Raw genomic sequence first — 12,951 nt, 5'->3', positions numbered from 1 at the left:
ACCATGCCTGATATTTCAACGCCCAACCTCGACTATAACGACATGGTTGAGGCATGGGATATTAATGATGCGCTGATGGGCGGCACGCTGGAAATGCGCCGGCAGGGCAAGAAGTATCTCCCGAAATGGCCGAACGAAGATCCTGAAAGTTATAAGGAGCGTTTGGCTTCGGCAACGTTACTCCCTGCCTATGAAGAGGCCATTAAACAAAACATCGGGCGAGTGTTTGCTGAGCCGACGGTATTGAGTGAGGATTCTCCTGAACAAATACGGGAGCTGTCGCCGGATATTGATATGGAAGGAAACCGGCTCGATGTCTGGGCGCAGCAATTTTTCAGCATCGGATTCCAGTATGGCCTGGTACATGCGCTGGTGGATTTCCCGAAAATTGACCGGGAGGCAGTAAAAACTAAAGCCGACGAAAAAGCCGCGGGATCCCGCCCGTATGCCACGATGTTAAATCCTCGCCAGGTCATCGGCTGGAAATCGAAAGTGGTTAAAGGGAAAGTGATGCTGACCGATCTGCGTATCAGAGAGGTCATCATTATTGATGGCGACGATTACGGGCAAACGAAAGTTGAGCAAATACGCCATATCATGCCGGGCAAGGTTGAAATTTATCGCCGAAATAAAGGTGATAACGGCGAAAGCCAGTGGCAGATTCACGACGAGTGGGAAACCAGTCGCGATGATATTCCCCTGGTGACGCTTTACACGAAACGCACAGGCTTTATGCGCGGTTCACCGCCACTGCTTAATCTCGCCTTACTGAATATCAAGCACTGGCAGAGTCAGAGTGAACAGGACAACATTCTTCATGTCGCTCGCGTGCCGTTGCTGGTGGCTTACGGTCTGGCTGATGGCGAAACGTTGACGATAGGTTCTTCCTCTGCGACTCGTTTCGATGACCGACAGCGGCAGGGACTGGAATATGTCGAGCATACCGGGGCTGCGATTGAAGCCGGTAAGATTTCCCTTGAGGATCTGGAAAACCAGATGCGTCAGGCCGGCGCAAAACTGCTGCGCGCGGAAAACACATCGACTAAATCCTTAGACCAGACTCACGAAGAGCGGATGCAGGAGAATTCACCTCTCTACACCATGGCAAGCTCGCTTGAGGATGCGCTCGATAATATCCTGCAGATTATGGCGGAATGGCTGGGCGAGAAAGAAGGCGGCAATGTCGATGTACGCACCGAACTGGATGTTTCAGCCCAGACGTTTGATGCCGCAGCTGCAACAGCTGTTCAGTCGCTCCGCCAGGGTGGTGATATACGTCAGGTCGATGCTGTTCGCGTTTTGCAGGCCCTAAAATTTATCGATCCGGATGCGAAGCCCGAAGAGGTAATCGACGAGCTGCGAAATCAGCAGGTCACGCTGGCCGGCGGACTGAGTAACCCGGGTGGTGCAAATGGCAACGGCGAATGACAAGCTTCAGGATGAATCGATAGCGCATGCGATATGGATAGCGCGGTACAGCACCAGTGTTGCAAACAGGATGATAAAAATCCTGAATGGCAGCGATGCGGAACTGACAGCCAGATTGCTGGTAGCGATGGATAGCCTGGATGCTGACAGCTTTACCGTGTCGCGACTGGAAGCGCTGCTCGTTAGTGTCAGAGCTCTCAATCGCGAGGCTGTGCAGTCAATGTACGCGGGACTATCTGATGAGCTGCAGCAACTCGCTCAGCACGAAGCAGGCTTTCAGATGAGCCTGTTTCAGTTCGCTATCCCCGACGATGTTCTGGCGCTTCATCCGCTGGTGGGAATCTCCCCTGATGCTGTGTATGCGGCGGCGATGGCCAAGCCATTTCAGGGACGCCTGCTCAGTGAATGGGCTGATAGCCTTGAAGCCGATCGCATGACGCGCATCAGTAACACGGTGCGGCAGGGATTCCTGCTGGGCGATTCGCATGAACAAATCGCCAGAAAGGTGCGTGGTCATGCTAACCGTGGCTATCAGGATGGCGCGCTGCAGATGAGCAGGGCCAACGCCGGCAGCATTGCCAAAACAGCTGTAGGGCATCTTGCGGCGACGGCGCGAAAGAGCTTTGCGGATGCTAACGACGACATTCTGAAGGGTAAGCAGTGGTTATCCACTTTGGATAACCGGACATCAAAGGATTGTCGGATACGCGACCGTCTCAAATACACCCTGGATAACAAGCCTATCGGCCATAAGGTGCCGTATCTGCAGGGGCCCGGGAAAATCCATTTCTGCTGCCGCAGCGTCGAAACCTACATCCTGAAATCGTCTGATGAGCTGGGTATTGCTGTTGGGCAAATATCAGATAGCTCACGTGCCAGCATGGACGGGCAGGTGCCTTCGGATACCGATTATCAGGGCTGGTTCTCGCGCCAGTCGTTCACGCGACAGTCACAGATCGTTGGCGTAACCCGGGCCCGGCTGATTCGTGACGGCGGTATGTCGCCCGATGACTTCTACAACGACAAGGGCGAATGGCTGACTCTGGAGCAACTTCGTAACCTGGATGCTCAGGCGTTCAGTAACGCCAGACTTTAAAGCTTATTAAGTCTTCAATCAGGCTGCCTCCGGGCGGCCTTTTTTATTGCCGTGATCCGGATGGTGAGCGGTGCAACGGTCGGATGACCCCGAAAAGGTAACCACATGAAACTGAAAACAGTCGAAGTTAACGGCAAAATCTATGCAGAAGTCGATTCCAGCGGTTTACCCGTCTACGTCCACGATGACGGCCAGGAAGTTGGTTTTGATGCTGTGCAGGCCGTTGGGAAAATCTCCTCTCTGAATGGCGAGGCAAAATCTCATCGTGAAGCCAAAGAAGCCGCTGAAGCCGGTCTGGCTAAGTTTGCCAAAATCGGCGATCCGGCAAAGGCGCTCGAAGCGCTGGAGATGATGACTAAAATCGACCAGAAAAAACTGATCGACGCAGGCGCGGTTGATCAGGTTAAAGCGGATATCACCAAATCATTCCAGGCCCAGCTTGATGAAGCTACTCAGCGTGCGACGACCCTTGAAGGCCAGCTTTATCAGGAAATGATCGGCGGCCGGTTCTCTGGCTCGAAATTCATCGCAGATAAAGTAGCAATTCCGGCAGATATGCTTCAGGCGCGGTTCGGTCAGTCCTTCAAAGTCGAGGACGGCAAAGTCGTTGCCTATGACGGCTCCGGCAACAAAATTTATTCCCGCTCGAAGCCGGGCGAGCTGGCGGCCTTTGATGAGGCGCTGGAGTTCCTGGTGGAGCAGTACCCACAGAAAGACCACATTCTGAAGGCCAGCGGCAACCAGGGAGGCGGCTCTCGCCAGTCTCAGCATTCACTCGGGCAGAAAACGATGAAACGCGATGCGTTTACCAGTTTGAGCCCGACAGATCAGCAATCAACTCTCAAAGACGGTATCACCATCGTCGATTAATTCTTTGCCAGCCGCCGGATGGCTGCTGGTGCCGGAGCTGGATAGCTCAACCAACCCTATATTTTAATCTCCAAGGAATCCATACACATGGCTAATACGCTTACCGGGTTGATCCCGACTATCTTCACGGCTCTGGATACCGTATCTCGCGAACAGGTCGGTTTTATCCCGGCTGTATCGCGTAATGCGAAAGCTGATGCGGCGGCGAAAGACCAGACTGTTACTGCGCCGGTTGCGCCACCGGCAACCACTGTTGATATTACCCCGGGGGCTACTGCGCCAAATGACGGCGACCAGACGATCGGCACCGTTGATGTCAAAATCACCAAATCTAAAATGGCCCCGGTCAAATGGAACGGTGAGGAACAACTGGCACTGGGGCCCGCAGGGACATACAACACCATCCTTGCTGATCAGTTTAAGCAGGCTTTTCGCGCGCTGGCTAATGAGATGGATGCAGATCTTGCAGCTCTGTATTTCGCATCCTCCCGTGCTGTTGGTACGGCCGGCACCGCTCCTTTCGGTATTGCAGGTGATTTGTCGGATGCGGCAAATGCGCGCCAGGTTCTCTCTGACAACGGTTCGCCGACAACAGATCTGCAGATGGTTCTCGGTTCTTCGGCTATCGCAAACCTCCGCGGTAAACAGTCTGTTCTGTTCAAAGTAAACGAATCCGGTACTGATGCGCTTCTGCGCGAAGGTATCGTGGGGCGACTGGAAGGTTTCAATATCCACGAATCCGCACATGTTAAGAAACGAGCTGCATCTCCGGCTGCCGGATACCTGGTGAATGGAGCAAAAGCTGAAGGCGATATTCTGATTGCCATTGATACCGGCACAGGTGCTTTTGCAGCAGGTGACATCGTGACGTTTGACGGGGACAGCAATAAATACCTTGTTGCTGCTGCGACGGCCACAGCAATCACCCTGGCTGCTCCTGGCTTACGTCAGGCACTGGCCGACAACACCGCTATTACCGCTGGTGGCGCCTACACCGCAAACATGGCGTTTGATCGCAATGCATTCCTGCTTGCATCCCGAACCCCGGCAATGCCGCAGGGCGGCGATACTGCGGATGATGTGATGAACGTTACTGACCCGGTATCTGGCATCACTTACCAGGTAGCACTGTACCGCCAGTATCGCCAGGTGCGTTACGAAGTCGGTTTGTCCTGGGGCGTAGCGGCAGTTAAGTCGGCGCACTCAGCGTTGTTGCTGGGCTGATAAACAGGGGCTTCGGCCCCTTTTTTTAGTGGAGGGCTAATGGCCGGATTAACAAAAGAGCAGCGCGCCCAACGAGCTGCTGAGCAAACTGCGTCTACGCAGGCGGATAACAACGAACCCGTATCGACCACATCGCAGCTGGTGGCGATGGTTACCGATTTCCCGGCATTCCCGGGTGCGCCCAATACCGCCAACGTTCACCCTGATGAAGTGGAGAACTGGAAGGCGCACGGCTGGAAAGAAATGGAGTGATGCATGATCACTTTCATCACCGTTGAAGACGTCAATTCGATTCTCGGTGCCACCTGGACAGATGAAAGCAAAAAAGCCAAATCTGTGCTGATGGCTAATACCTGGATGAATGGACTTAACCTGAAAATGCCGTGCGATAAGGCAACTCACGAAATCATCATTCCTTACGATGTGAAGCAGGCTGGCGCCTATGCAGCGCTAGCGGCCTCGAATGGTGGCCTTTATCAGCAGAAAACCGATTCTGGTGTGTTGCTGAGTAAGACGGTAGATGCCGATGATGTCAGCGTTTCAAAGACCTTCGCGGAACTCGCTACCAACAGCTCGGCATTGCTTGATTCTGATCTGCAGCTGGCGCTTGCAATGCTAAAGCCCTATGGCGTTAGTCAGTCTCAGGTACGGCTGGTAAGGGGGTGATATGCAAAACACTGATGTGCATTATGCCGGTGACGGGCTCGGCCCTCGCGATGTGTTTGTGAATGGAAACCCGATCAATTATGTCGTTTACGCAAACCCGGCAAAGGGCGTTGTTGAGTTTGCACCTCATCCACTCCGGGCGAAACGAAATGGTGAAATCTATACCCGTAGGCTTCGCGGTTCTGTGATCGTTAAATTCCGTCATAGCGGTGGTGAATGCGATGGGTATACGTGATGAGTTGCAGACAGAAGTCGCCGCAGCATTCGATACTGATCTGCAGGATGCGGTTAAGGCGTTCACCGGCAGTTACACCGTTCGTGGTGCATGGGATCCGGTAACGGAAACCGGTAACGAAATGGTGGTGGCCTATTCAGGGCGCGGTGTTCTGGCTCGTTACAAACTCCGCCGTATCGATGGCGTTAACATTCTGCACGGTGACCTGAAATTAACCGCCCTGATTAACGAAGTGAACGACAAGCCGGCAGTCGGGCATTTCATCACGGCGCCGGATCCGATTACGGGTGAGCTTCAGCGTTACGACATCATAACCGCTTCTGCCGACTCTGCTGGCGCTGCGTACTCCATTCAACTGCGGAGGGCGTGATATGGCTAAGGGCTGGAACATTGACCCGGCGGCATTCGCCGGGCTGGTGGCCGAAGATGTCAAACTACGCCAGCGGACAATCGCCATTCAACTGCTGAATGAAATTGTTCAACGGTCGCCGGTAGGAAACCCGGAGCTGTGGGCTATCAACGCGACCGCGGTTCAATACAACAAAGCTGTTGGGGAATGGAACGAATCTCTTTATGCCGATCCTGCTAACCTGACCAAAACGGGAAGGCTCAGGAAGAAAGTCCGTGTTAATGACAGCATGGATATCAGGCGGCCGGCTGAGTATCGCGCAGGAACCTTCAGGGCATCGCATTTTGTCAGCATCGGCGAACCCGATCACTCCGTCCCGACCGAGCCGGATCCGCGTGGGACAATGACATTTCTTAATGGCAAAAATATCATTGACCAGGCTCCAGCCTACTCGGTGATTTACATTCAGTCGAACCTGCCTTACTCCGTGCCTCTGGAGAATGGTCACTCAACGCAGGCGCCAACAGGCGTCTATGCCGTCTCGTTTAATGGTGTGATTCAGGCCTACAAATGACCCTTACAGAAATCAGAAACGCTGTCATTTCCCGAATGGCGGCACAGACCGCTATTGCCTCTGATGCGGTGGATTATCCCAATGGTCCGGTATTTGACCCCAGCAACCGCGATATCTGGGCCCGCCTCACCAACATTGCAGGACAGGCTGGCGCAACCGAGATCGGGGATGGGCCAGTCGTCCACAGGACGGGCTTACTCATCATTCAGCTATTTGTTCCGGTTGGCTCCGGGACGTTGCTTATCTCCCGGACGGCTGATCAGCTAACGGAGCTATTCGAGTTCAAGGATGACGGAAAGCTGAGTTATTTCGCTGTTTCTGCTGTGCCGGCGGGTGAGACCGATGGCTGGTTACAGCTCAATCTTCAAATTCCTTATCGCGCTCTGTAGCGCACAAAAAACAGGAGGCTCCTGTGAGCTCAGGTGCAAAAGTAGTAGCCGCGTCTATTCGCGAGACAACGCCAGGAATCACGCCAACAGCAGGGGCGTGGAACCTGCTGCGTCGTTCTTCATTTGGTCTGAAACCAACGCAGAACACCAACGACAATGACGAAATCGCTGGTGACCGCATGGCGCAGGGTGTTTCACGCGGCACAGTGGATGTCGGCGGCGATGTCGGCACGCGGTTTCGCTGGAACCAGCATGATGATTTTCTTGCCAGCTGTTTCGGTTCCGAATGGCAAAATAACGTGCTGACGATGGGTAACGGTCGCATTACGTTCTCCGTGGCGACTTTTGCCAGTGATGTGGGGATCGCCCAGATTGCCCGCGGTTGCCAGGTTGGCACCTTCCAGATGGAAATCCCGGCCGATGGTGATATCACTGCAACCATTACCTTTGCAGGGCTGGACTGGGAGACGAAGGGGGACGATACCAGCTATTTCACCGAACCGGTGGATTTGGCGGGGGCGCTGCGTTACTCCTTCAAGGAGGTCACCAACATCCGGCTGAATGGTGTTGATGGGGGGACAGGCTTCTGCGTCGACACCTTCAACATCCAGTTCAACAACAATATGCAGACCCAGCGCTGCATCGGTACCGGTTCGGCGTTCGCCGGCGCAAACATTCCGACAACCTTTACCCCGTCAGGTCAAATCACGCTGTCATGGTCAAAGGCTGCCTGGGAGGTTTACAAAAAAACGTTCACCGGCGAAACGGTGCCGTTTAGCTTCACGCTGGAGAATGATGAAGGCGCCTATACCTTCGATTTCCCGGAAGTGCAGATCTCCGGCGACTGGCCGGATGCGGGGAGCACTGACATTGTTCAGGTTCAGCTGGATATCACCGCGGCCAATACTCCGCCAACTATTACCCGCGTTCCTGCCACTGATGGCGGTGGTGATTAACATTGGCCCTCTTTGGAGGTTTTTTTTATGGAGTTTTTTATGCTGATTGTTACCCCGAAAATTGATTTAAATGGCGAGCGCTGGTTTTATCCCTACAAAAAGCCAGAAGGCAGCAAAAAGGAATTCTCGCCGGAAGAAGAATCGCTGTTCAAACTTCGCCTGCTGGTGGCCAGCAGCGAGAATCCGCAATATCGCTCACGTAACGCGCTGGTGCGCCGCCACATCGATAAGATGGACGCAGGTTATAAGGTGGGGACAACGGATTTTAATCTCGCCAGCGTGGACGATATCGACTCTGTTGATGACCTGCTGATCGATAACGCCGCTCGGTTCCTGCTGAAAGGCTGGGAGGGAGTAGGTCAGTTAGTCGACGGCATAGAGGTTGCTCTCGACTACACCCCAGAACTTGGGGCCGCCATGCTGAAACAGCACCCGGCGCTATACTGGCTGATACTGGCTGAGGCGGCAAACATTGCTCAGGGTAAGGAGCAGCAGACTCAGGAAACCGTAAAAAAGCCATAGAGGCCCAAAAGTGGCTAAAGGAATTCGCCGGCGAGCAGGGCGAGAAAGCAAAGTGGCGCAGGGAGAAACTAAATCTCCCGCCCATTCCGGAGCCTGAAATCGATGCAGTCACTGGGGAGATCCTCAACGCTTACGCCATGATATCGCGCGGCAGGCAGTATGCCGGTATGGCCGGAGTGCCGCTCCCTCTATCCCTGAACGATATTGAGCTTTACCTGGCATCGCGCACCATCCTGATCGACCGCATTGAGTTTGACTCAGCAATACTGGCCCTCGATGATGCCTGGAGGGCTGAGTGGGCTGAAGAGCAGAAAAGACAGGCAAAAGTGAAGTAGTCATATCATTGTCCCCATCTTTTCCTGTGCTAATCTGTGAGCAAATGTTAATGATGAGGATAGGGATGTGAAAAGGGTTTTGGTGGTCGGGCTTGGTTTAATGGCATTGTTGGGCTGTGATGACAAGTTTCAAATATCAAAACTACTCCCTCCTAAAGACCCACCTTCTATTGCTGAGATGATAGCTACGGGGAAAGAGGAAATAACGTCGGAATGTAAAAAAGGCGATGTTTCCTTTAACTGTGAATTCCTCACTGGCGATTTAACCGGGACGGGAAAGTGGCATCATACCAAGCTGTACCTGCATAACAGCGGGATGGTAGATATGATTATTGACGGCAAAGCTTACTATCAAAGCGATATCAGCAGTAACACCTTTGCTGGTCAGGAGACAACTACCTTCACAATGAAAGGCGTTGGTGGCGACAATGGTGAAGTAAATATCGTTAGATCCAATGAAGGGAAATCCTTAAATTTTGAAGCCTATAACAAAGATGACAAACGGTTTGTTATGGGAGGCGTTAAATTGCAGTAACTCAATCGAGGGACGAAGATAGCCTTCACTGATTATCATTTTTTAAGTATTTCCTAACCCGCTTTATTGGCGGGTTTTTTATTGCCCGGAGATAAGGTAAATGGCAGAACAAGAATCACGGCTAGCGATACGCCTGGACAGCTCCGGGGCAGAGAAGCAGGCTGACAGCCTTACTGTTGCGCTTGATAAGATGACTCAGTCTGGTGATAAAGCCGTAACCAGCATGTTCAAAGTGACAAAAGCGACTGACGAGGAAAAAGATGCGCTCAATAAATTGCGAGCAGCCATTGATCCGGTTGGTGCTGCAATTGATAAAGTCGGTCGCCGCTATAGTGAGCTAAAAAAATACTTCGATAAGGGGCTAATTGACGAGGAAGAGTTTCGTTCGCTGTCCAAGATGCTGAATGACACCACTGAGGAACTAAGTGGTGTTGCACAAGCTCAACGAGAAGCAGAGAAGGCCAGCAAATTAGCTGCTGCTCAGCAGGAGGCGCAGGCTGATGCATTTCAGAGAATGCTCGATAAAATCGACCCTCTGGCAGCTGCGCTTCGCAATCTCGAACAACAGCAAAGCGAACTCAATACCGCCTTTAAATCGGGGGCAATTAATACTTCCCAATATGATGCCTACAGCAAAAAACTTCAGGAGACTCGTCGGGAAGTAACCGGCGAAGCACAAGCCGAGCGCGAGGCTGTAAAAGCACATGATGAGCAGGTAACTGCGCTGCGTCGTCTTGAAGCCCAAATAGATCCCGTAGGTGAAGCATTCCGCCGCCTGAACGAGCAGCAGCGCCAGCTGGATACAGCTAAAACATCCGGAATGCTGTCGCCCCTGGCTTACGATCGCCTCAACAGCAAACTTGCTGAATCCCGCGATGCTCTGGAGAAAACCCAGACGCAATTGGGTAAAACAAGCCAATCTGCAGCTCAGACTGCCAATGCTATGCGTATGATCCCTGCTCAGATGACCGATATCGTTGTCGGTCTTTCTACCGGGCAGTCACCGTTTATGGTTCTTATGCAGCAGGGCGGTCAGCTCAAAGATATGTTCGGCGGCATTGGGCCAGCGATCAAGGGCGTTGGCACATATGTTATGGGGCTGGTTAATCCCTATAGCGTGGCAGCTGCTTCAGTTGGGTTGCTAACTTATGCCGTCTATCAGAACCGACAGGAAATTGATGCTGCGACAAAAATAGCCACAACGTCCCTTGGTGCTAGCGGAGATGTCGCTGAGCGACTTGCACTTAACATGGTTGCTATATCTGATAAGACGGGTCAGACGATCGATGAAGTCGGTAGTATGTTTATAACAACTAATGACGGTGCGAGCGAAGCAATAAATAAGCTAATCGACGTTGGTTTTAGTTATGACGAGGCAAGGACGAAGGTAGCCCAATACAAGGATTCTGCTAATTTCACCGCCTTGAATGCTGATATTGATCAGCATCGACGGGAGATCCTGAAAATAGGTGATTCGTGGACAGCTGCAGCTATTGAGGTCAAAAATTATTACACAGCAGCGGATAAGGGTAGGCAAAACGTAGCGCTTGGTGGCGCAATTGACCCTACGATGAGGTTTATCGGCCAGGCATTAGATCTGCAAACCACGATGAACACACTTACCATTGAAGGTAATAAGGCGGTAAAAAATTCCGTAGACTGGATTAATAAGGAGTATCTGGCGGCAGACAGGGTTGCCGGTGCAGAAGCTCGGTTAAAGGAGGCAAGAGCACAGTCCAGAAAAATTGCTTTCTCAGGAAATAAAGAAGCAATCGATCAGGCCAATGCGCTAATTGCTGTAAGAGAAAAGGAACTTGAGCAGGCCAAAAAAGCTGGGCAGCCTAAGACCCACAAAGAAAAAGCCTATACAGAGGACGCAGCAACCCGGCTGCTTGATCAGATAAACCAGCAGACTATCGCCATGCAGTCCCAGCTGGATGCCAGTGACAAGCTTAACAGCGCGACACAGGCACGGATCAAGTTCGAGCAGCAGATTGCTGACCTCAAATCTAAAACGCAGCTCACCGCTGACCAGAAGTCGATCCTTTCCCGTTCAGATGAAATCCTCCAGGCATATAAGCAGCAGGAGGCACTGCAAAATTCCGTAAAAACCCTGGACGATTACCGGAAGATGCAGGAACAGGTAAAGACGAAGGATGAGCGGACCAACGATCTGCTTAAAACCCGCCTTGAACTACTGGAGAAGGCCAAAGCAACCGGACAACTGAAACCCGGTGAATATGAAAAAACGCGGGCAGATATTTATCAAAACACCGATATGCAACTGCCCTCGACGGTTCGTAATGTTGTAGGAAACCTGACACCCACAGGAGGGCGACTCTCTGGAACTTTTGAGGGGATGCAGGGGCAAATCAACGAATATGACCAGGCTCAGCAAGAGCTCCAGCGCTGGCTGGCTGCTCAGGAGGAAGCTTATGCGAAGGCCGGTGAAATAACTGCCGAGGGTGAGACCAGAATGACCTCTATTCGTCAGCGTGCAGCGGATGCAAATCAGGTCATAGAGGCTCAGAAAAACACCATCATATCTGCGGCCACGCAGTCCTTGTTTGATAGCACCGCTGAAATCATGCGAACGGGGTTTGGTGAGCAATCGGCAATCTACAAGGTCGCTTTTGCTGCGAGCAAGGCATTCGCTATCGCGGACTCAATGGTGAAAATCCAGCAGGCTATAGCAAGCGGTGCAGTTAGCGCGCCTTATCCGGCCAACATCATCGCTATGGCCTCAATCGCTGCGCAGACTGCCAGTATCGTCTCAAATATCCAGGCTGTTTCAGGTGTTGGCTTCGCCTCCGGCGGTTACACAGGCCCCGGTGGTAAGTATCAGCCAGCGGGTATTGTTCACAAAGGAGAGTACGTCTTCGACCAGGCATCAACGAACCGGATCGGCGTGTCTCAGCTTGAGGCACTTCGAAATGGCCAACCGCTTGATGCAACTCTGGGGCGTACAGGGTTTGGTACTGGTGTTCAGAACGTTAACAGCGATAACAGCAGCAAGACCACCATCCATGCTCCCATTGAGCAACATTTCCATACGCCGCCCGGTGTGACACCTGATCAGATGGCTCTCTCCATGGCTCAAACGCAGAAGCGGGCGACAACGGAAGCCCTGGATCAGGTTGCTGCGCAATTGTTGAGAGGGGACGGGAAAGTTGGTAAGGCAATGCGCAGTAAATATCCAGGCAGAGGGTTAGAGTGATGACTGATATCTACTACCCGCATGACAGTCTTCCTATGCCATTACAGGAAGGGTACGGATTCCAGCCTGTCAGCCCGTTAAAACGAACCCAGTTAACCACCGGCCGCGCGCGGCAAAGGCGAGCTTATACGTCCACGCCGACGCAGGCCAGCATCACCTGGTTTATGGAAACCGATGCGCAGGGCCTGGCGTTTGAGTCCTGGTTCCGTGATGCGTTATCTGACGGGGCAGCGTGGTTCATGATGAAGCTGCAGACGCCGGCGGGCATTAAGTTTTACAAATGCCGCTTCACAGATATTTATCAGGGACCGGTGCTGGTGGCCCCGATTTACTGGAAGTACACGGCAACGCTTGAATTATGGGAGCGCCCCCTTGCTCCTGCCCCATGGGGTAATTACCCGGAATGGATCGTCGGCAGCTCGCTGCTGGATATTGCGCTGAATAAGGAGTGGCCCAAGGCTTGATTAAAACCGTTTCTCCTTCATAATCACTTGTGTCGATTTGTGGGAAAGTCCTTCATGCCGCTCCGTAGCCGGAGCGTGAAATAAAGCGCGG

General features: G+C 52.6%; 16 protein-coding genes. All 16 read left to right on the top strand.

All coding sequences use genetic code 11. From position 1 onward, the window contains the following. Positions 1-3 precede the first annotated feature (3 nt). The 16 genes from R0140_RS16145 to R0140_RS16070 all read left to right on the top strand — a co-directional run bounded on the left by R0140_RS16145 (position 4) and on the right by R0140_RS16070 (position 12,860). The gene (locus R0140_RS16145) at positions 4-1,428 is read left to right on the top strand and encodes a DUF4055 domain-containing protein (RefSeq protein ID WP_012967902.1); all 1,425 of its coding nucleotides are present in this window, start codon (positions 4-6) and stop codon (positions 1,426-1,428) included. Further along, positions 1,412-2,524 carry a phage minor head protein gene (locus R0140_RS16140; protein ID WP_317703858.1) on the top strand — a complete coding sequence of 371 codons (1,113 nt, stop codon included), beginning with the start codon at positions 1,412-1,414 and terminating at the stop codon, positions 2,522-2,524. The genes R0140_RS16145 and R0140_RS16140 overlap by 17 nt, the downstream gene beginning before the upstream one ends. Positions 2,525-2,629: 105 nt before the next feature. Continuing rightward, the gene (locus R0140_RS16135; protein ID WP_142484351.1) at positions 2,630-3,394 is read left to right on the top strand and encodes a DUF6651 domain-containing protein; all 765 of its coding nucleotides are present in this window, start codon (positions 2,630-2,632) and stop codon (positions 3,392-3,394) included. An 87-nt stretch (positions 3,395-3,481) separates the two neighbouring features. After that, on the top strand, positions 3,482-4,618 hold the full coding sequence (locus R0140_RS16130; RefSeq protein WP_004184463.1) for a P22 phage major capsid protein family protein: 1,137 nt from the start codon (positions 3,482-3,484) through the stop codon (positions 4,616-4,618). Between the two features lie 39 nt (positions 4,619-4,657). Continuing rightward, complete coding sequence (locus R0140_RS16125; RefSeq protein ID WP_016160819.1) at positions 4,658-4,870, top strand: hypothetical protein; 213 nt, start codon at positions 4,658-4,660, stop codon at positions 4,868-4,870. A gap of 3 nt (positions 4,871-4,873) precedes the next feature. After that, positions 4,874-5,284 carry a hypothetical protein gene (locus tag R0140_RS16120; protein WP_023159440.1) on the top strand — a complete coding sequence of 137 codons (411 nt, stop codon included), beginning with the start codon at positions 4,874-4,876 and terminating at the stop codon, positions 5,282-5,284. Between the two features lies 1 nt (position 5,285). Further along, positions 5,286-5,519: a hypothetical protein gene (locus R0140_RS16115; protein WP_049045074.1), complete on the top strand. Its 234-nt coding sequence runs from the start codon at positions 5,286-5,288 to the stop codon at positions 5,517-5,519. Continuing rightward, positions 5,506-5,889 carry a hypothetical protein gene (locus tag R0140_RS16110; protein ID WP_064168345.1) on the top strand — a complete coding sequence of 128 codons (384 nt, stop codon included), beginning with the start codon at positions 5,506-5,508 and terminating at the stop codon, positions 5,887-5,889. The genes R0140_RS16115 and R0140_RS16110 overlap by 14 nt, the downstream gene beginning before the upstream one ends. Before the next feature lies 1 nt (position 5,890). After that, entirely contained in the window at positions 5,891-6,442 is a 552-nt protein-coding gene (locus R0140_RS16105; protein WP_012967909.1) for a hypothetical protein, read from the top strand. Next, positions 6,439-6,831, top strand: coding sequence for a phage tail terminator-like protein (locus R0140_RS16100; protein WP_004190640.1), 393 nt, complete (start codon positions 6,439-6,441; stop codon positions 6,829-6,831). Before R0140_RS16105 ends, R0140_RS16100 begins: the two co-directional genes overlap by 4 nt. Before the next feature lie 23 nt (positions 6,832-6,854). Further along, positions 6,855-7,787 (top strand): phage tail tube protein, encoded by a 933-nt coding sequence (locus R0140_RS16095; RefSeq protein WP_317703857.1) that lies wholly within the window; start codon positions 6,855-6,857, stop codon positions 7,785-7,787. Between the two features lie 39 nt (positions 7,788-7,826). After that, entirely contained in the window at positions 7,827-8,309 is a 483-nt protein-coding gene (locus R0140_RS16090) for a hypothetical protein (RefSeq protein WP_023159435.1), read from the top strand. Positions 8,310-8,476: 167 nt separating this feature from the next. Beyond that, entirely contained in the window at positions 8,477-8,644 is a 168-nt protein-coding gene (locus R0140_RS16085; RefSeq protein WP_110216904.1) for a hypothetical protein, read from the top strand. Between the two features lie 67 nt (positions 8,645-8,711). After that, positions 8,712-9,179, top strand: coding sequence for a hypothetical protein (locus tag R0140_RS16080; RefSeq protein WP_131008383.1), 468 nt, complete (start codon positions 8,712-8,714; stop codon positions 9,177-9,179). A gap of 100 nt (positions 9,180-9,279) precedes the next feature. Then, entirely contained in the window at positions 9,280-12,396 is a 3,117-nt protein-coding gene (locus tag R0140_RS16075; RefSeq protein ID WP_131008381.1) for a phage tail length tape measure family protein, read from the top strand. Continuing rightward, positions 12,396-12,860, top strand: a complete 465-nt coding sequence (locus R0140_RS16070; protein WP_004190622.1) for a hypothetical protein — start codon at positions 12,396-12,398, stop codon at positions 12,858-12,860. The genes R0140_RS16075 and R0140_RS16070 overlap by 1 nt, the downstream gene beginning before the upstream one ends. Positions 12,861-12,951 lie beyond the last annotated feature (91 nt).

This window comes from Klebsiella sp. w6 (assembly GCF_033100215.1).
GTDB classification, from domain to species: domain Bacteria; phylum Pseudomonadota; class Gammaproteobacteria; order Enterobacterales; family Enterobacteriaceae; genus Klebsiella; species Klebsiella variicola.
The sequence above is the reverse complement of the archived record's forward strand: the minus strand, read 5'-3'. Positions and strand labels throughout refer to the sequence as shown.